The organism is Silvanigrella sp. (genome assembly GCF_044369315.1).
Classification (GTDB): domain Bacteria; phylum Bdellovibrionota_B; class Oligoflexia; order Silvanigrellales; family Silvanigrellaceae; genus Silvanigrella.
This window is the reverse complement of the sequence record NZ_JBIPMD010000042.1, coordinates 1-18579: the sequence shown is the minus strand read 5'-3', so window position 1 is coordinate 18579 and position 18579 is coordinate 1. Positions and strand designations below refer to the sequence as shown.

Here is an 18579-nt window from a genome sequence, read left to right as displayed (position 1 = left end):
TTTTGTTTACTAAATTTATAATTCTAGTTTGTTGAGGATAATCTAAATACTCGCCAAGATATATTTCGTTTGTCAATCCACAAATAATAATATGATAATTTGTTTGGTTTATTATTTTTTGAATCAATTCTCGAAATTTTTCCTTAGGCCAAGCTTTTATAAAGCCGCTAGCTCCTGGAAATATAGTTATATAATCAAAATTATTTTTAAAAAAAGAATTGTTATTTTTTAAAATGTAGTGATTTTTATTCAATTCTGTATAAAAATTTTTATCTTTTAATATTATTTTTTTGACTAGTTTTTCTTGAGTTTCATGAATTCTATTAAATTTTAATTTTTTATCTTTTATTTTTTTTTTAAAAGAAAAATAAGATAAAATAACTAATAAAAATCGATATAAAGTCATTTTAGAAATGAAGTATTTTTTTTCAAAGTTAATATTAAGATCATTTGTAATGAATTTTAAAGCTCTCTTACTTCGAGATGTTTTTTGTAAATCAACATATAAATGTTTTTTTAATGTTTTTAAGTTATTTATATTTTCTAAAAAACTCTTTTCATCAACTTCATTTCCTTTAAAATAATATAAATTATTTTTCCCTTTTTGATGACAAATAAAAGCATCTAGTCCATTTATTCGAAGTGCTATATCTTTTGTGCTATGTGAAGTTATAAATACAGGATAGTAGCCATTTATAATTAATTTTACAATAGTATGACTTGAGATTATAACATCTCCAATTGCACTAAGCCTAGTGATAAAAATAATTCTTTCATAGGTATTACCAATAATATGTTCTTTTATATGATTCATTTTATCCATTTTTTTTCATAGCTGAAAATATAAATAAGGAAGACCATATTGCCATTGTTAAAATATAAAATATTCCTCCAATTGCAGAAATAGCGGATATAAGGGATATTTTTCCAATGATATCAGGAAAAAAAGCTTCTAAAATAATTCCAAAACCAAAAATAGGAATAGATACTAAATTCGTTAAAATAATTATTTTTATTTTTTTCTCTGATATCATATTTTTAATGTGTGGAATTGATAATCCAATTAAAATCGTTGTAATACCCATAGAATTCATATGAGCATGTGCTGAACGTAACAAGGTTCTTTGCCATATCATAAATTCAGAGGGTGTGACTGCTGTTGAGTTTAAGAGTTTTACTTGAGCACCTAAAATACTTCCGAAAATACACCAAGAGAAAATCCAAAAAAAACCAATGCCAATTAAAAATAATTTATATTTTTGCAATGAATTCACCTCATACATGTAACTTGCAATATTATCGTGCAACTAAAAACTCTAAATTGCGACAAAAATAATTTACTATGCCACAAAAGACTTTACACCTTCGTCGACAGAGGTTTAATCCTCAATTACGATCATTTAGTAGCAAAATGATTGCTCGGATGAAATCGTTTTACAACTGGTAGAGATCAATGCACCTTAGATTAGAAAACTTTGATGGTCCTTTAGATCTTCTTCTGCACTTAATTAAAGCGCAGGAGTTGAATATCTTTAATATCCCAATTTTTATTATAACGGAACAATACCTTAGTTTTTTAAGGCAGGTACCCGAGCTAGACTTCTTAACTGCCGGTGAGTATTTAGCAATGGCAGCGCAGCTGATTGAAATCAAAGCAAATTTATTAGTTCCTGTATTGCAAAATAAGTCGCATTTAGAACCAGAATCCTTAGATCAGGTTTCCGAAGAAGATCCACGTAAGGTGTTGATTGAACAATTAATGGAATTTGAAGCCTTAAAAAAGGCCTCCGAAGTTTTACAATCTCTAAATGCAACGGCACAGGATATATTTCCCTCTGGGGAGTATAAAAGAAGGGATGAAGAAATCTCAGCATTTGAACACCCTATCAAGGGAAATCCTTTTGATTTAATTATTTCTTTGGAACGTGTTTTGTTAAAGTTTTCAAATCAATCCACACCCAAAGTAATTGTTCGTGCTCAAAAAATTACTATTCAACAAAAAATGGAATTGATTAAAAAGAAATTAGAAGAATTTGATAATGTTACCTTAAAAATTCTAATATTGGATTGTTTATCTAGATATGAATTGATTGTCGTATTTATGGCTGTTCTAGAACTGTGTAAAGCAAACCATGTTAACTTGTTTCAAAGTGCTATGTTCTCGGAAGTAGAGTTAACAAAAGGGATTAAGTTTTATGAAGACACCTCTACTCTTCAAGATATTGAAGTGCAGATTTAATATATTCTCTATATGCCACACTTAAAGGATATTCGGTATCATTTAGGCGGATTTCTAAACGAGCTCTTGTGATATTATCCTTAGATATTGAATTATTAATGTTATGTATTTCTTCGTCTATTAGCTCATTTAAACAAATATTGTTTTCCATGTGATTTTGTAATTTTTCTTTTAAATATTTGATATTTTCTATAGACTCATTTTTTCTTGATAATTGATAGGATAATCTTTCAATAAAAAGTATATTTTCATAATATTTATTTTCAAAATTAATCTCATTTTTATGATTGACTTGGTTTTTTATTATTAAGTTAACAAGTTTAGATAAGAAAATAGATTTATTATAAATATCATTTATATCATTATCTAAAATAGATTCTTTAATTGAAAGTAAGTTTAGTTTGAAATTTTCATCTTTAACATTTAAAAAATAAAAATAAGAATTTGAAAGAGCCTCTAATTTATTCAACAATGAATAAAATCCAAATTTAATAGAATCTTCTTGCCAGAATGTAAGTGGTGCAAATAAGTTGTCTTTGATTAAAGATAAATTAGATAACGCAATTTTTTCTACTTCAGCAAAGACATAATCTAAATTAATATCAATATTTATGTCTTTTTCTATTTGTTCTAATAATATTAAAGCTCGAGAACATTTAACGGTAGAAGAAGGTATTTGATTTATAGTATTGATCCCTTTTTTAGCATTTAATATTAAAATAGATTTAATTTCTTTGTTTAATTCGATATAAGTTTGGCTAAAATCTTTAAATAATAAATAGCTTAAATATTGTCTTGCTAGTGGTACTCCTAATGAAAAATCAAATTCTTCAATTAATTTTCTGATTAAATTTAAATTGGAATCATCTGGTTTTATGGATTTAGCATGAATGAAATCGATAAATTGGGATTCGCCCCCATCTATAAGATTGTATGACGCTTTTACAATGAAATTCAGGCAAGAAAGGTAAGGCGAGACTTTCACTGAATGATTTATTGAGTTATTTAAATTTTCACTGTTGACCACGACTAAACTTCCCGTTATAAAGCACCAACTGCGGCAAATTTTTGCGCAAGGAGTAATGCTATTGTTAAGTTGCTAATGCTACTGAACTATATTCTACTCTGAATGCTAGGTTGTGTCACTGCTTCTACAGGAACTCCACGCCTTTTGGGATGTGTGGCATAAGTAGTTATGTTTTTGAATGATTTTAGTTACTTGCGTTGTGAAACGCCCCATATAGCTAAAAAAGTTTAAAACAGGGCATACTCGCAGAGAATGAATTATAACTACAAGAATTTATTGATAAATTCTGTCTTTGTTTTGTGGAGATCTAATATGAAAACTTATTCTGCCAAAGCTTCTGAAATTCAGAAGAAATGGTTTATTGTTGATGCTGAAGGTAAAACTCTTGGACGTTTAGCAACTCAAATTGCTTATGTTCTGCGCGGCAAACACAAGCCAACTTTCACGCCTCATATGGACATGGGTGATAACGTTATTGTTATTAATGCTGAGAAAGTAGTTCTTTCTTCAAATAAAGAGCTTACTAAGCTTTACCACCGTCACACAGGCTTTTTTGGCGGTCTTAAAACCCAAACTGCTGCTGAAATTCGCGCTTCTCAACCAGAGCGTTTATTAGAGCTAGCTGTTAAGGGAATGCTTCCACACAATCGTTTGGGTAATGAGTGCTACCGTCACCTTAAAGTATATGCTGGCGCTGAGCATCCACATACTGCTCAAAATCCGGAAGCATTACCAGAGCGTACACTTAAAAACTAATAAGCGATTTAAATGAGGGAGCCTAAAATGGCAGTTAAATATGTATCTGGCGTAGGTAAACGTAAAACATCTATCGCTCGTGTTTATTTGGTAAGAGATGGCAAAGGTGCTATCACAATCAATCACCGCACTCTTGAAGATTATTTCAAGCGTCCAACTTCACGCATGGTTGTTGAGCAACCTTTAAATCTTACTCAAACTTTAGGTAAGGTTGATATCCGCGTTACTGTTGTTGGTGGTGGTCTTTCTGGTCAAGCGGGAGCAATCCGTCATGGTATTACTCATGCGCTTCTTAACATGAACCCAGAATTCCGTTCTATTCTTAAGGCTTCTAGTCTTATTACTCGTGATGCGCGCATCAAAGAGCGTAAAAAATATGGTTTACGTTCTGCTCGTGCTCGTTTCCAATTCTCCAAGCGTTAAGAGCGTTTCGAGAGTTATTCAACTCTACAAACCCCCTTGCAGGTATATTCTTGCAAGGGGGTTTGTTGTTTTATAGGAAATGAAAATGGCATCTTTATAAAATAAAAGTAATAAAAATGGGAAGCTTTATTTTATATAATCATAAGAAATTATAGAAAGTTTTAAAAAATAATTAAATTACTCAGTAAAGAGTAAATAAACTTTAATTAAAAGGTAATAGGATTTTACCAAATGAAATTAAAAAAAAATATATTTATACCAATATTTTTAATCTTAACATTAGCTACAATTTGTTCTTTCTATTTTAGAGTTTAAAGAATTTCTTGATGAGGATGAGTTGTCTCCTGAATATACATATGATGATAATTATATAGATGACAAATCAGAAATCAGAGAAAAGAAATTTATAATAAAATACGATATAAAATTGAAAAAATATATTCGTCCAGAAAGAATTCCAGAATCAATAATTTAAAAATAGTTTTGTTATTAAATAGTAATAAGGAACTTACTTATAATGGATACTAAAAAAAAGATAATACTTTCTTCATTTGTACTAGTAATTTTTATTGGGGTGTTTTTTTCAATATACAAAACAAACTTTAGCAAAAATTTTTCCAATAAAGTGTCTCAAGATATAGAAAAAAAGAATGCTAAAATAGAGAAGAAAAAATTTGTAAAAGAAAATGAAATTATTTCGGAATTTAGTGACATAAAAAATGTAATTAAAAATGTATCTATTATTCATTTGGAGAATATTTTGTTTGAGAATAGAACACTTTTATTTGTGCCTGAGTATAATTGTTATCTTAAGAAAATTAAAATATCAAATAAGGAAGAAGGTGACTTCTGTCTTAATATACACAATGTTTATGAAAATAAAGAAAACAAAAAAACATTTGTTTATGTATCAATTACAGGGATTCCACTTGATGAAAATTTAAAACAATATATCTCCTATGGTTCATATGGTGTTCTTAAATTATTTAAATTTAAATATGAGAATAAAAATTATAATTTAATATCTGAAAGTGATTATATCTTAGGAGGAAATAGTGGGAATGCTCCTAGTCATGTTAAAACTTTTGAATTTAATAAAAAGAAACAAAGAGGGTGGGTATTAAATTATGGATGGATGATTAGTGGTATAATAGAATCAGAATTAAATATATATTTACCAAAAGATAATAAAATTTATGATGTTTTTGAAATGCAATTAGAATATAATAATGGAGGTGTTTGTAGCCCAGATGAAAAGACGGAACAAGAATGTATTTTGTATGATAAAAAAGCGGATGTTAAGTTAATTAAAAATAATAATAAATATTACTCTATAGATATTAATTTAACAGAAGAAGTAAATAGAAATAATAAAATTAAAAATAATAAGAAAAAAGTACTTATTCATTTTAATGAAATTAATAATAAATATATCATAAACCCAGATGAATTAGAATTTAAAAATAAAGATGTTTAGTTAATTCTAATGTAAGACTCATTATTTAGCCTTACATTAGACTATTTTGATAATATTTTAGCAATTTCAGTTACAAGTTGAACACCATATCCAGCGCTTTGTTTTTTAGGATAACCAATAGATTGATTATCATTTGCAACACCAGCGATATCTATGTGAACAAAAGGAATATCATTTACAAACTCATTTAAAAATGCGGCAGCAACCATACTGCCAGCAGAGCCTCTTGTGTTACCTATGTTGGCTAGGTCAGAAATGGAGCCTTTTGTATCATCGGCAACTTCATCCCAAATTGGGAGAGGGTATGCTCTTTCACCAGTAGCGTCTGAGGCTTCCATAACAATTTTTTCTAACTCCTTGTCAAAAGCAAAGATTCCTGCACCAATGTGGCCAAAAGTCGTAATCATGGCTCCAGTTAAAGTTGAAAACTCAACGATATAATCAGGTTTTAAATCTTTTGCAGCATAATGAAGTGCATCACTTAATACAATGCGTCCTTCTGCATCTGTATTTAAAACTTCAATTGTTTTTCCTGAGTAGGATGTTAAAACATCACCAACACGATAAGCATGTGCATCAATCATATTTTCGCAAAGAGCTCCTATTGCAAAAACGCGGACAGGCAATTGAAGTTTTGCAATTGCTAAAATAGAACTTAAAGTAACAGCCGAGCCTGACATGTCATATTTCATAGATTCTTGAGATGTTGAAGGTGTCTTTATGGAAAAACCACCTGTATCAACAGTCAAACCTTTTCCTACAAATGCAATTGTTTTTTTATAATTTTTTGGCGTGTATTCTACCACAACAAATTGAGGTTCTTGGGCACTTCCACCTGCAACAGCAAGCATAGCATGAAACCCTTTTTCACGAAGCTTTTGAGCTCCCCATACTTCAACTTGGAGACCTGCTTTTTTTGCTTTTTCCATTATATGTTCTGAGACATATTTAGGTGTTCCAATATTTGGAGGAGCGTCTTGGAGAAGGCGGCAAATATTAATGGATTCTTCAATATATTTAGCTTGGTTTAAAGCTTCTTTGCATCCAGAAATAGAGTTAATAAAATGAAGCTGAATCGGTTTTTCGTTTTCTTGAATCGTTTCAGGTTTCATATTTGAATTTGGATATTTATACATACCCATATTAAATCCAAGGCTGCTTTGAACAATTTGTTCCTTTGTTGATATTAATGAGGAGTAAGAATAAAAAGCAACAGTTTGAGATTTTGCTGATAAAGATATTTCAGCAGATTTTATTCCTATTTGGCGAGCTCGAGCTGCAGTATAATTTTGTTTTTTTCCTGCTCCAAGTAATAAAACTCTTTTTGCAATTTTTTGAATATTTGCAATTGAACATGAGTTTTGTAGCCATTTTCCTTCAAAATCACCAAATGAAATTAGACTTGAAATTGTGCCACCAAACTCGGAATCTAATTTTTGAAGCTCGGCTGATTTTATATTTCCCTTTTCTATGTCTACTTCATCTATTATAATGATAGCGAGATCTGCATTTAGATTTGCACCTGAATTATGATGGCTTATATGAAGTGGTTTTAGTTGGGGTAGTAACATAAAATTTCCTTTTAAAATAAAGTAGTTGTAGTTATTTCAGAACGCTATAATGCGACAAATATTGTAAATAAGCAAGGAATCTAAATGAGAATTTTCTCCTTTAATTTTTGGTTTTTTCTCCTGCCTTTATGGTGCTTTTTAATATTTATATTGTGGTTTATACCATGGGTCTTTTTATTATATTCTGGATTATTAATCTATTTTCCTTACAAAGATGATGGGGTCACTAGATATTTAAGAATTACGGGACCAATTACAAGTATTTTTTCGACTTCTTGGACACCAAAAAGAGATATTCCAAATTCTTGTAAAGCGGCGTTGGTAGCCTCAGAAGATGCTCGTTTTTATCAACATAATGGCGTTGATTTTGAAAGCCTTAAAAAGATATTAAATGAGAACAAAAAAAGCTTAAAAACAAAACGAGGAGGCAGCACAATAACTCAACAACTTGTTAAAAATGCTTTTTTATCTCGAAATAGGAGCTATGTAAGAAAAACAAGGGAAGTTATTGGGGCGCTTTTGTTAGATGCTGTTATGTCGAAAGAAAATCAAATTGAATGGTATTTAAATATAGTAGAATTTGGGCCGAATACTTATGGGTTAGAAGAGGCTTCAAGACGATATTTTAAAGTGGATTCAAAAAAATTATCTCCTTCACAATGTGTTGCATTAATAGCAATTTTACCTTCTCCTAAAAAGTGGAATCAAAGTTTAGAAAAAAAAAGATTAACTCAATTCTTTATTCAAAGGTATAAAAAAATTTATTTTAATATTTTGGAAATGCAAATTGCATCGAGGAAAGAAAAACAATTAATTCAAAATATGGATTTTGGTTTTGTTCCACGATCGCAAATTACGCAGCAGGTTCCTAAGCCTGAAATTATTATTGAGCCAAAAGAAATTCAAGGGGACGCTTCTAATGAAAGTATTGACGATCAAGACAATAATGATGATATAAATAATGAATAAGGAGTGTTATATTTTAAAAACAATCTCTGAATGTTCAGGCATTTGGCATGTTTTGCTTGACCAGCTTTCTAAGCTTATGTATGTAGTGAATCGTTTGTTGATTGAGTATTTATGCTAAAATATTGTCCTTGCCTCATGCGTTCCGGCTATGGCTTCTTATAAGAGGAATCAAAATGAAAACAGGTTATTTAAAGTTCATCTTACGTACTTTTTCACTGCTATCAGTAATTCCCGCTGTTAACTTATATGCTGTAGCTCCAGGGCAAGAAGAAGCAAAAAAAGAAGATTTAAGTTTACAAAGAGTTAAAAATGAAAAATCATTAAAAGTTTGTTCTGATGCCGGATTTTTGCCATTTGAAATGAAAACACAAAAAGGCGAATGGATGGGTTTTGATATTGATATGATGAAAGAATTTTCTAAATCATTATCCGTTGGATTAAAAATGGTTCAAATTAGTTTTGATGGGATTATTCCTGCATTAATATCTGGAAAATGCGATATGATTGCAGCCGGAATGACTGTTACTCCTGAAAGAAAAGTAATGGTTTTATTTAGTGATTCTACTTTCACAAGTGGTTTAAGTATTGCTGTAAAAAATAATGAAAAAAATAAATTGGAATTTAAAGATCTTTCTTCATTAGATAAAAAAGGCCTTAAAATTGCTGTAAAAACTGGTTATACAAGCGATATTTATTTATCTAAAACTTTAAAAAATGCGCAAATCCTAAAATTTGATCAAGACTCAGATTTAGTTCTTGCTGTTATGCAAGGAAGAGCAAATGCTTTTGTTTCCGATTCCACTTATGTCGATCTAATGGATAAAGGAAATAAAAATAAATTTATTATTTTACCTACAAAAATTATATCTGACAGTTTTTCAGTTGCAGGAAGAAAAGACGATTATGAATTAATGAAAAGTTTTAATGTCTTTTTAAAGCAATGGAGAGAAAATGGTGGTTATAATAAATCTAAAAAGTTTTATTTTGAAGATCAGGTTTGGAGATCTCAAGTAGCAAATTAATTAAATATTTTTTAATTCGGAATGAATAATATTTTTTTGATCCAAATAAACTTTATGAATAAATAAAGAATTTATAGGTTCATTTTTTCTTTCTCCAAAATAATAAATATATTTTTGTGACCAATGATGCCACTCTCTTTCAGATCCTTTCTAATATGAAAATTTATTTATACTAATTTCTAATAATTTTTCTAATAATTGAAAATTTTTTATATCTTTATTCGTAATAAAAATGGGAGTAGGAAATTTTTTTGAACCCAAATATGGATCCGAAATAATTCTTACCTTATCTAATTTCTGGGTAGAAATTTTATTACAGACATTTGCTTCTAAAATAATATCAATTCTGTCTCTAAATCTTGATCCTCTTGCAGATATTCTTCCAAGGCTTATCGTAATTCCTTCTAAATTAGAATAATGTGAATTGCTGTCATGAAAGAACAAAAAATGCTTGTATTTTTCTATCATTTAATAAATCTCTAACAAAATCTTCATTATTTTCATCAAAAATATTTATGTTTTGTAATAAAAATTGGCTAACTAATTTATAAATATCTTCATCCTCAAATGGGTACCATCTAAAGCTTTTAAAAATGGTTAAATTTTCTTTATTCCATGGACGCGACCAACCATACTTATGACTCATTCTATATTTTTCAAAAACATTCATAACTTTACAGAGTATTGAATTTGGGAAGCTTTTAAAAGTAAGTAGTTGATAAATAGATTTATAATCTGAATCTGATTTAATTTCATTTTCAAAATCCTGCATTTAGAAACCTCAGTATATTAGCAATAAATTCTATTTTATGATTTCATATTCAATTGATAAAGTGTCAGCACTTTGTCATTTTAATTATTATTAGAGTGGAGTTATAAATTTTGAATCTTAAAAAAATAAACACTGCAAATAATTTTAGACCTGCATGGTGGGCAAAAAATAAACATATTCAAACATTATTTCCTGTTTTTTTTCCAAAAAAATTAAAGCTTCCTCTTTATCGTGAAAATATAACATTACCTGATGGTGATTTTATTCAAGTTGATTGGATAATAAATAAATTAGAAAAAAAGCCTCTTTTAATTTTATTACATGGTCTTGAAGGATCTTCTTCTTCGCCTTATATTCAACGATTAATGAAAAAAGCACAGGAATGTAATTATAGAGCAGTTTGTATGCATTTTAGAGGTTGTGCTGGATTACCTAATAAATATGAACGAGCTTATCATGCGGGTGATACAGAAGACTTAAATTATTTTATTCATCATATTAAAAATAAATGGAATATTACGGAGAATATTTTTATTGCAGGATTTTCTTTAGGAGGAAGCGTATTATTAAAATGGCTTGATGAAAATCCTGAAAATAATTTAATAAAATCGGCAGCTGCAACTTCTGTTCCTTTTGAACTTGCAACTACTGCAGATACAATGAATAAAGGTTTTTCAAGAATATATCAGTGGTGGTTATTAAAATCTCTAAAAGATAGTTTTATTAAAAAAAGTAACACCATAGGGGTTTGTATTGATGAAAGCGCAATTAAAAGTTTAAAGAATTTTTGGGAATTTGATGATAAAGTTACAGCTAAAATTCATGGATTTAAAAATGTAAATGATTATTATGCAAAATCAAGTCCTCGACAATTTTTATCTAAAATTAAAACTCCAACTTTAATTATTCATTCAAAAGATGATCCTTTTATGACTCCTACATGTATTCCTAATATGAATGAGCTATCAAATTCAATTACATTTGAATTAACTGAAAAGGGTGGGCATGTCGGATTTGTATCAGGATCTATCCCTTTTTTTCCCAATTATTGGCTTGAAGATCGAATTTTAAATTATTTTAATGAATATCTAAGATAAAAATTAATATGTAATTTATATTTTATAATAAGAAGAAAAGAATAAATATTAAAATTAAAGTTGAATTCAATTTTGAAATAAATCAAGATTATTTATCTATTAAAATATTTTTATAGAATATTTTTAATAATTTTAGAATATTAACCTAATAAAAAAAACGTATAGAATACGTGCTTGCTTTTTTATGTCTAGTGATATACTTATATAGAGATGTATATCACCTAAGAGGAGAATGCCTAAAAATGAGGCTTCAAGTTAATCCACATTCCTCAACGCCGCTTTATGCTCAGATAGTTGAACAGATGAGAAATCAAATATTATCTGGTAGCATTATTGCAGGCACTCCTTTACCTTCTGTCCGTGAAATTTCTGAAATGATAGAAGTGAATTCTTTGACTATTCAAAAAGCTCTTAAAATTTTGGAAGTTGAAAAGTTTATTGTCATTCGAAGAGGAGTGGGAGCTTTTGTGTCGGAAGGAATTATTTCTTTAACTCAAATACAAAAAGAAGATTTAATTAAAACAGGTTTAAGTAACGTAGTAAGTCATGCCAAAGAGCTTGGAATTGAAAAAGATAGATTCGGCATCCTTGTGGAAGAATGTTGGAGTGTACAATAAAAATGATTGAAGTAAATGATTTAGTCCTTTATGGAAAAAATGGAGCTATTAGATTAAAAATTCCAGAATTGAAATTTCATTCTCCAGGAATTACGGCGTTAGTTGGTCATAATGGAGCTGGAAAATCTTCATTATTAAAATTGGCTGCAGGGCTTGAAAAATCAAGCATTGGCTCCATTTTTTATGATCAAAAAGATGTTTTTATACACTATGAAGATCTCAAAGAAAAAATTCATTTGCTTTCTTGGGGGTTAGAATTATATCGAAATTTGACTGCAAAAGATCATTTAGACTTATTCCGTTCCATTTGTAAAAATTGGAATAAAGAAATTGAACTAGAATTATTAAAAGACTTATCTATTCCTACACATAAAAAAGTAGAAAAAATGTCTCGCGGTGAACAAGTTCGATTAAGAATATTATTAAGTTTACCGCGAAGTCCAAAAGTCATTTTATTAGATGAAGTAACAAATGATCTAGATACAGATTCAAGAAGAGCTATTTTTAAGAAATTAGATTCTTATTCTTTTGATACAGGGGCTCAAGTTGTTGTTGCTACGAATATGATAGAGGATATTGAACGTTATGCAAGTGACATTATTCTTTTGAAAAAAGGCGAAGTTATCTTGCAAAGTTCACTTGATAGCATAAAGGAACAGCATAATACTAGCTTTGAAGAAATTGTTCGAATTTATGAGAGGAAGGGGTCTGTTTTGTGAGATCCATATTTGCTTTTTTGTTTAAACAATACTGGTCATATATATTCATTTGTATTTTAGGAACCTGCTTAGGTATTTATTATGGTGGTTTTTGGTCTTTCCTTCCATTTTTATTTCTTATTTTGTTTTTTTACGAATGGAATATTGCTCCACGTAAAGAAAAAACCTGGTATTTTTTTGATTCTTTGCCCTTATCGTTTTCTGGAAGGTATTTATTAAGAGTCATAATACCTTTTTTATTTAGTATATTAATTATATTCTTATTAACATTTTTTAAGAAAAATCATACTTATGATTTTATAAATAGCATTGCAGATGCAATTAGAATTTCTTCTATTTTTGCATTAAGTTCCATTATTGCAGTTAGCTTGTCAGGTTTTTTTGGTTGGATAATTCTTCTTTATTTAATTTCTTATTTAATTTCTTCTTTTACATTTTATGAAATAGCAGTTACTATAATCTGTTTATCTTTATGTTATTATTATTTATCATCAAAAAGATCTTCTAAATTAAAAACGGTATTAATACCTTTTATTTGCAGCTTTTTAATCATTGGTGTTGGAAGTGTTTTTAAACTAAAAATATTTGAATTTTCATTAAATATTCCAATATACAGTTTACAATTAAATGTAGCAGAAAATTTACTTGAAGAAAAAGCTTTTATTGGAAAAAACTTTGTTGTTGATTGGTCATTAGGTGGCAATGATTTATCAAATTCACCTTTAAAAGTTTTTATTCCAACAAAATATGATGATAAACTTCTTGAGAAAATGGAAACTATTTTTTTAAAAGAAGATAATTGTTCTTTGAATTGTCATAAATTAGCAGACTTAGTATCCAATTTTCCTAAAAATTGGAATCAAGATCGAATTCAGCAATATATAAACTCAAATCGTGAGTCCGAGCAAATTTATGCTTTGGAAATTTTAGACGGAGCAATTCAACCCTTATTTTTTAATCGAGTTGTCTTTCTTGCCAGAAGCGGAAATGAAGAAGTTAGTACTCTTGCTATTTCTTTAATTAGAAAATGGGGTGATATCAATACATTTCAGATACCACAAAACTCTATTTTTTAAAAAAATTAAAATAATCAAATTATAAATAAACAAAAAAATGGTATTGAGTTAATTTATAAATAAACATATTATATGATATCTCTAAATTTAGATTATATCATTTTAATAGGAAGTATTAATGAATTTAATATTTTTAATATGTATCCTTATTTTTTTAAATATAAAGGTATATGCTGAAAGTATTGCTTTAAATGTATGCGCTGATGATAACGAACAATTTCCATTTATAATAATAGAAAAAGGATCAATTAAAGGCATTGAATTTGATATTTTAAATATGGTGATTCATAACTTGAAAGGGAAGTTAAACATTAATTTAAAATTTGAAATAATGCCCTGGAGTCGTTGTATTCAAATGGTTCAAAAAGGACAAATGGATGCTGCAATGAATGCTTCTTATAATGATGAAAGATCACTTTTTTTAGATTACCCACCAAACTCAGGGCCATTAGAACCAAAACCTTGTTCTTCAGATTATAAATTAGCATGTTCAGGATATATTGTTATTACACTTAAAACCAACAAATTTGAATACGATGGAAAGCCTTTAGAACTTCCTCGACCTGTAAGAGTGTCTCGAGGATATTCTGTTGTTCCTGAGCTTGAAAAAATTTTCCATAATGATGATTTGGAAATTAGTAAAAGTGATTTGATTAATGTTAAAAAATTAATAAGGGATAAGGAAGGAAGTCTTGTTGCTTATATTGCTTTCAAAAGTGAATTAAATAGAAATAAAGAAATTTTAAAAAAAGTTAAAATTCATAATAAAAGTTACGTAATGAAGTCTTACTATATTCCATTTTCAAAAAAATCAATTTTTACAAATGAACAAAAAATACTTTTTTGGAACGAAATAAAAAAAATAACTACGAATAAAAAAATTATGGATAAAATTAATTCCAAATATTAAATTTTTTAAATTTAGATTTTGATAAATAGTTAAATGAAATTATTAAAAAATATGAATTATAGTGAATTGATCCTATTTTTATTTTTATGCTAATATAATTTTGGATAAATTAAACAAATAATTTTTAAAGGTGTTTCTATGGAAATGATAGAAGATCATACTGAAAAAGTAAAAGAGCATATAAATCACGAAATTTTGCATAAATCTAACGAAAAAAATATTATGCTTTATGCAATAACTTCTGCTTTTTATGCTATTTTTGCTGCTACCGCTGCTTTACTAGCAGGTTATCATTCTAATGAAGCAATGATTGAACAAATTAAAGCTTCAGATCAATGGTCTTATTACCAAGCAAAAAGTATAAAAATGAATATTGCTGAATCTAAAGTTGATTTGCAGAAATCTTTAAAAGTAAAACCAGATAAAAATTCATTAAGTAAAATTGAAAATTATAAATTAGAAATCGCACAAATATCTGAAAAAGCAAAAGAAAAAGAAATTGCTTCTGAAGTGCATTTAAAAAAGCACATTTCTTATTCAAGAGCTGTTACATTATTTCAAATAGCAATTGGAATGACAGCTTTTGCAATCCTAATTAAAAAAAGAAGTTTTTGGTATTTAAGTATGGTTTTTGCTATTATTGGAATAATTTTTCTTAGTATTGGCTTAATAAATATATAGTCTTTTATATAAGCATAGCAAAATATAAGGAACAATATGCTAAAAGTAGCAACAGCTCAATTCAATGCTATTGCAGGAAATTTTGGACACAACTTAAAAATTATTGTTTCTTTATTAGAAGAGGCTGCACAAAAACAAGTAAGGCTTGTTTTGTTTCCCGAGCTCTCAATAACTGGCTATGATTTAATTTTGGTTGAAGAAGGAAGATGTTCTATAAATGAAAAAGGTGATGGGCTTGCTTACTTGTTAAATGCTTGTCGTCGACTTAAAATATACGCGGTATTAGGCGTTTGCATACAACGAGAAGATGGTATCTCTAATAGTGCTCTAATTATTAATGACGTTGGAGAAATTATTGGAATTTATGATAAGCATTATTTAGATAGTTCTGAAAAAGAAATATTTTTATTAGGAAAACAGGGCTTTATATTTAAAATTGATAATTGGATTTTTTCAGTAGCCATAAGTTATGATTCTTATTATCCAGAACACGCAAAAGAAATGACTTTTGCAGGAGCTCAAGTTTATTTAATTTTGGGAGCTTTTATCAAAGGTGGATATATGAAAGTAGAATCAAATTATTTTTCTGAAAGAGCTATTGAAAATAAAATTTATATATTGATTTCTAATTATATTGGAGCTCATTCTGGAATGTCTTTTTCTGGAGATAGTTCCATATTTGCACCAGATGGTCGACTTATGGTTTCTGGTAATGAAACAATGGGAATATATTTAGCCGAATTAAAAGATTTGGATTCTATCCAAGATGAGAATACAATTTTGATTTCAACAGAAAATATTTCAACCGATGTCATTAGTGATTCTTAATCAAAAATTGTGTTTTCCATGTTCTTTGACAATGGCAAGTTAGAAATCAAATTCTTATTTTTCATATTTATGATAACTTCTTCAATTTTTCCTCTACCGTCACCTTTAGAATTAATCATTCTTTTTACTTTAATTTTATGAATATCCCAGTCTTTATATAAATCAATTATTTTTGGTGAATTTGAATTTGATATTATGACAGTGACTCCTTTTTCAACAGCTCTTTTGCAAGAATGAAATAATCTTTCTTGATCCAAAAATGAAAAACCCCCACTGTTGTAGGAATTAAATGAAGAGGAAGCAGTAAGGGGTTCATAGGGGGGATCACAATAAATAAAATCTCCATATTCGGCACTATCAATAATGTTTTCAAAATCAGAATTTGTTAAAATAGATTTTTTTAATCGAGCTGATACTTCGATAAAATTTTTTTTATCGTATAAAGATGGACATTTTTCTCTTTTACCGAAAGGGACATTGAAGTGACCTTTAGAATTTAACCTGTAAAGCCCATTAAATCCTGTTTTATTCAAAAAAAGAGTTCTTGCTGCTCTTTCTAAATCTGTTTCAGGGATATGTTTTCGAAGATCATAGTAAAATTCTTCAGAGTATTTTATTTCTAATTTGTCTAACTCTTGCATTAATTCATTAGGATTATTTCGTATTGATTTATATAATGTATATATATCTTTATTCATATCGTTAATAACGGCGTTTGTAAAATTTTTATTTAAAGAAAGAAAAACAGCTCCACCACCTAAAAACGGTTCAAAATATCGATTGAATTTTTTTGGAAAAAAATCAAATAATTCAAGAAGGATACTTGATTTTCCTCCAGCCCATTTTAATATTGGTTTTGCTTTATTATCATAATTAAAATGCAACATAAATGATTACCTTTCATTCCTAAAACCCAAAATAGGACTTAATTATAATTAAAATAAATTAATAGACAAAAGTCAAATGCATATATATTGATCAAAAAATAATTTAAAATTGAAGCGCATTAAATTTATTGTCATTTTAATATTTTTATAATAAAATAACAATGCTAATATAAAAATTAGCGATAATTTTATATTCTTCATTTTCTGGAAAATTTAAATGAAAAAAATTTTATTTGCTGCAGTTTTTTTTAGTTCTGGTAATAGTTATGGTCAAAATGACATTCCTACAGAAACACCTTTTATTCAAAAATCTGAAATATTAAATTTAGAAAAATTCGAAAATAATTTAAGAGATAATTATGTTTTAAAAGATCAAATGTCTAAAAAATATTCTATATATGATGAAATGAAAAAATTTAAAATTCCAGGAATTAGTATTGCAGCGATTCATAACGGGAAAATAGCTTGGATAAAATCATATGGTTACAAAGACTCTCAGACAAAAGAAAAGCTTTATACTCATGATCTTATGCAAGCAGCTTCAATTAGTAAACCTTTTGCTGTTTTAGGTGGATTGATTTTAGCAAGTGAAAATAAATTTAATTTAGATAGCGATATAAATAAATATTTAGTTGGTTGGAAAATATCTTTAAATAAATATACAAAAATTACTCCTGTGACAGCAAGAATGCTTATGTCACATACGGCAGGAATAAATGTGCACGGGTTTCCTGGAATTGAAAGATCTGTTAAACCTTTTCCAACTATTATAGATGTTTTAAATGGAAAAAAACCATTTATTGAAACGGATGCTATAGATGTCATTAATACCCCTGGAAAATCTTTTTCTTATTCTGGGGGAGGTACAAGTATTTTACAATTAGCAATGGAAAGTATTGTTAGAGAAAATTTTGCATCTTGGATGGACAGCAATATTTTAAAAAAATTAAACATGAATTCAAGCTCATTTCAACAACCTTTATTGGAAAATAATGATCCCCTTGTAAGTAGTGCACACAACAAAGATGGTGTTCCATATCCTTCTAAATATCACAATTATCCAGAAATTGCGGCGGCTGGTTTATGGACGAATCCTAGTGACTTAGCAAACTCATTGATACATTTGATGGGTATCTATTATGGAGATTCAAATATATTAAGTTTAGATAAAAATTTAACTAAACAAATATTTATTGCCCAAGAACCTTCTCAATATGGCCTTGGATTTGAAATTATAAAAAACAAAAAAGTTTTATCCTTTGGGCATGGTGGTAGTAATGATGGTTTTAATTCAATAATGTATGCATTTGTGAATAATTCAAATAAAAATAATGAAAAAAAGCTTATGGATGGTCTTATTGTAATGACAAATTCTGATAATGGTGATCTTCCCCCAATTTTATAGACACAATTAACCGACCTTTTTCATTGGTCTAGTTATTTCAAATATAACTGGAGACAGATATCCATTCGACGAATGCTTTCTAACACGATTGTAGTAAACTTCA

The 18579-nt window shown here is 28.3% G+C and carries 21 protein-coding genes; 14 read left to right on the top strand and 7 right to left on the bottom strand.

Translation table 11 applies throughout. The features are described from left to right. A partial coding sequence (locus tag ACIQ56_RS05715; RefSeq protein ID WP_397600109.1) for a glycosyltransferase family 9 protein occupies window positions 1-823 on the bottom strand: 823 nt, incomplete at its 3' end. Beyond that, window positions 816-1265 (bottom strand): hypothetical protein, encoded by a 450-nt coding sequence (locus tag ACIQ56_RS05710; protein ID WP_397600108.1) that lies wholly within the window; start codon window positions 1263-1265, stop codon window positions 816-818. The genes ACIQ56_RS05715 and ACIQ56_RS05710, both read right to left, overlap by 8 nt. 188 nt (window positions 1266-1453) lie before the next feature. Between ACIQ56_RS05710 and ACIQ56_RS05705 the strand changes: the two genes are divergently transcribed. Beyond that, complete coding sequence (locus ACIQ56_RS05705) at window positions 1454-2239, top strand: segregation and condensation protein A (protein WP_397600107.1); 786 nt, start codon at window positions 1454-1456, stop codon at window positions 2237-2239. On the opposite strand, the gene ACIQ56_RS05700 is transcribed toward ACIQ56_RS05705, so the two are convergent. After that, on the bottom strand, window positions 2208-3266 hold the full coding sequence (locus ACIQ56_RS05700) for a hypothetical protein (protein WP_397600106.1): 1059 nt from the start codon (window positions 3264-3266) through the stop codon (window positions 2208-2210). The two genes, ACIQ56_RS05705 and ACIQ56_RS05700, sit on opposite strands and share 32 nt — an antisense overlap. Window positions 3267-3578: 312 nt before the next feature. On the opposite strand from ACIQ56_RS05700, the gene rplM reads away from it, so the two are divergent. The 3 genes from rplM (at window position 3579) to ACIQ56_RS05685 (ending at window position 5922) form a co-directional block, all read left to right on the top strand. Next, entirely contained in the window at window positions 3579-4022 is a 444-nt protein-coding gene (gene rplM, locus ACIQ56_RS05695; protein WP_153419792.1) for a 50S ribosomal protein L13, read from the top strand. 27 nt (window positions 4023-4049) lie between these two features. Further along, a complete protein-coding gene (gene rpsI / locus ACIQ56_RS05690) occupies window positions 4050-4445 on the top strand; it encodes a 30S ribosomal protein S9 (protein WP_153419790.1) in 396 nt (131 codons plus the stop codon). A 517-nt stretch (window positions 4446-4962) separates the two neighbouring features. Further along, window positions 4963-5922, top strand: coding sequence for a hypothetical protein (locus tag ACIQ56_RS05685; RefSeq protein WP_397600105.1), 960 nt, complete (start codon window positions 4963-4965; stop codon window positions 5920-5922). 41 nt (window positions 5923-5963) lie between these two features. Here the strand turns inward: ACIQ56_RS05685 and ACIQ56_RS05680 are convergent, their stop codons facing one another. Continuing rightward, window positions 5964-7493, bottom strand: a complete 1530-nt coding sequence (locus tag ACIQ56_RS05680; protein WP_397600104.1) for a leucyl aminopeptidase family protein — start codon at window positions 7491-7493, stop codon at window positions 5964-5966. Window positions 7494-7577: 84 nt separating this feature from the next. Between ACIQ56_RS05680 and ACIQ56_RS05675 the strand changes: the two genes are divergently transcribed. Next, entirely contained in the window at window positions 7578-8462 is an 885-nt protein-coding gene (locus tag ACIQ56_RS05675) for a biosynthetic peptidoglycan transglycosylase (protein ID WP_397600103.1), read from the top strand. 173 nt (window positions 8463-8635) lie between these two features. Beyond that, a complete protein-coding gene (locus ACIQ56_RS05670; protein WP_397600102.1) occupies window positions 8636-9484 on the top strand; it encodes a transporter substrate-binding domain-containing protein in 849 nt (282 codons plus the stop codon). A gap of 150 nt (window positions 9485-9634) precedes the next feature. Here the strand turns inward: ACIQ56_RS05670 and ACIQ56_RS05665 are convergent, their stop codons facing one another. Beyond that, entirely contained in the window at window positions 9635-9952 is a 318-nt protein-coding gene (locus tag ACIQ56_RS05665) for a hypothetical protein (RefSeq protein ID WP_397600101.1), read from the bottom strand. After that, window positions 9915-10256: a hypothetical protein gene (locus ACIQ56_RS05660; RefSeq protein ID WP_397600100.1), complete on the bottom strand. Its 342-nt coding sequence runs from the start codon at window positions 10254-10256 to the stop codon at window positions 9915-9917. Before ACIQ56_RS05660 ends, ACIQ56_RS05665 begins: the two co-directional genes overlap by 38 nt. Before the next feature lie 110 nt (window positions 10257-10366). Here ACIQ56_RS05660 and ACIQ56_RS05655 point away from each other — a divergent pair, with 110 nt between their 5' ends. From ACIQ56_RS05655 to ACIQ56_RS05625, 7 genes are all read left to right on the top strand, one after another. Then, on the top strand, window positions 10367-11353 hold the full coding sequence (locus tag ACIQ56_RS05655; protein ID WP_397600099.1) for a hydrolase: 987 nt from the start codon (window positions 10367-10369) through the stop codon (window positions 11351-11353). A gap of 242 nt (window positions 11354-11595) precedes the next feature. Beyond that, window positions 11596-11970, top strand: a complete 375-nt coding sequence (locus ACIQ56_RS05650) for a GntR family transcriptional regulator (protein WP_397600098.1) — start codon at window positions 11596-11598, stop codon at window positions 11968-11970. A 2-nt stretch (window positions 11971-11972) separates the two neighbouring features. Continuing rightward, window positions 11973-12689 (top strand): ATP-binding cassette domain-containing protein, encoded by a 717-nt coding sequence (locus ACIQ56_RS05645; RefSeq protein ID WP_397600097.1) that lies wholly within the window; start codon window positions 11973-11975, stop codon window positions 12687-12689. Continuing rightward, window positions 12686-13765, top strand: a complete 1080-nt coding sequence (locus ACIQ56_RS05640) for a hypothetical protein (protein ID WP_397600096.1) — start codon at window positions 12686-12688, stop codon at window positions 13763-13765. The genes ACIQ56_RS05645 and ACIQ56_RS05640 overlap by 4 nt, the downstream gene beginning before the upstream one ends. Window positions 13766-13883: 118 nt before the next feature. After that, window positions 13884-14675, top strand: a complete 792-nt coding sequence (locus tag ACIQ56_RS05635) for a substrate-binding periplasmic protein (protein WP_397600095.1) — start codon at window positions 13884-13886, stop codon at window positions 14673-14675. Between the two features lie 138 nt (window positions 14676-14813). After that, window positions 14814-15356 (top strand): DUF4337 domain-containing protein, encoded by a 543-nt coding sequence (locus ACIQ56_RS05630; protein ID WP_397600094.1) that lies wholly within the window; start codon window positions 14814-14816, stop codon window positions 15354-15356. Between the two features lie 36 nt (window positions 15357-15392). Further along, a complete protein-coding gene (locus ACIQ56_RS05625) occupies window positions 15393-16184 on the top strand; it encodes a carbon-nitrogen hydrolase family protein (protein ID WP_397600093.1) in 792 nt (263 codons plus the stop codon). On the opposite strand, the gene ACIQ56_RS05620 is transcribed toward ACIQ56_RS05625, so the two are convergent. After that, the gene (locus ACIQ56_RS05620; protein ID WP_397600092.1) at window positions 16181-17071 is read right to left on the bottom strand and encodes a DNA adenine methylase; all 891 of its coding nucleotides are present in this window, start codon (window positions 17069-17071) and stop codon (window positions 16181-16183) included. The genes ACIQ56_RS05625 and ACIQ56_RS05620 overlap by 4 nt on opposite strands. 217 nt (window positions 17072-17288) lie before the next feature. Here ACIQ56_RS05620 and ACIQ56_RS05615 point away from each other — a divergent pair, with 217 nt between their 5' ends. Then, on the top strand, window positions 17289-18476 hold the full coding sequence (locus tag ACIQ56_RS05615) for a serine hydrolase domain-containing protein (protein ID WP_397600091.1): 1188 nt from the start codon (window positions 17289-17291) through the stop codon (window positions 18474-18476). Window positions 18477-18579: the final 103 nt, after the last annotated feature.

Coding starts and splice junctions, on each gene's coding strand:
- ACIQ56_RS05705 (WP_397600107.1), top strand. CDS start 1,454: ATGCACCTTAGATTAGAAAACTTTGATGGTCCTTTAGATCTTCTTCTG.
- rplM (WP_153419792.1), top strand. CDS start 3,579: ATGAAAACTTATTCTGCCAAAGCTTCTGAAATTCAGAAGAAATGGTTT.
- rpsI (WP_153419790.1), top strand. CDS start 4,050: ATGGCAGTTAAATATGTATCTGGCGTAGGTAAACGTAAAACATCTATC.
- ACIQ56_RS05685 (WP_397600105.1), top strand. CDS start 4,963: ATGGATACTAAAAAAAAGATAATACTTTCTTCATTTGTACTAGTAATT.
- ACIQ56_RS05680 (WP_397600104.1), bottom strand. CDS start 7,493: ATGTTACTACCCCAACTAAAACCACTTCATATAAGCCATCATAATTCA.
- ACIQ56_RS05675 (WP_397600103.1), top strand. CDS start 7,578: ATGAGAATTTTCTCCTTTAATTTTTGGTTTTTTCTCCTGCCTTTATGG.
- ACIQ56_RS05670 (WP_397600102.1), top strand. CDS start 8,636: ATGAAAACAGGTTATTTAAAGTTCATCTTACGTACTTTTTCACTGCTA.
- ACIQ56_RS05665 (WP_397600101.1), bottom strand. CDS start 9,952: ATGATAGAAAAATACAAGCATTTTTTGTTCTTTCATGACAGCAATTCA.
- ACIQ56_RS05660 (WP_397600100.1), bottom strand. CDS start 10,256: ATGCAGGATTTTGAAAATGAAATTAAATCAGATTCAGATTATAAATCT.
- ACIQ56_RS05650 (WP_397600098.1), top strand. CDS start 11,596: ATGAGGCTTCAAGTTAATCCACATTCCTCAACGCCGCTTTATGCTCAG.
- ACIQ56_RS05645 (WP_397600097.1), top strand. CDS start 11,973: ATGATTGAAGTAAATGATTTAGTCCTTTATGGAAAAAATGGAGCTATT.
- ACIQ56_RS05635 (WP_397600095.1), top strand. CDS start 13,884: ATGAATTTAATATTTTTAATATGTATCCTTATTTTTTTAAATATAAAG.
- ACIQ56_RS05630 (WP_397600094.1), top strand. CDS start 14,814: ATGGAAATGATAGAAGATCATACTGAAAAAGTAAAAGAGCATATAAAT.
- ACIQ56_RS05625 (WP_397600093.1), top strand. CDS start 15,393: ATGCTAAAAGTAGCAACAGCTCAATTCAATGCTATTGCAGGAAATTTT.
- ACIQ56_RS05620 (WP_397600092.1), bottom strand. CDS start 17,071: ATGTTGCATTTTAATTATGATAATAAAGCAAAACCAATATTAAAATGG.
- ACIQ56_RS05615 (WP_397600091.1), top strand. CDS start 17,289: ATGAAAAAAATTTTATTTGCTGCAGTTTTTTTTAGTTCTGGTAATAGT.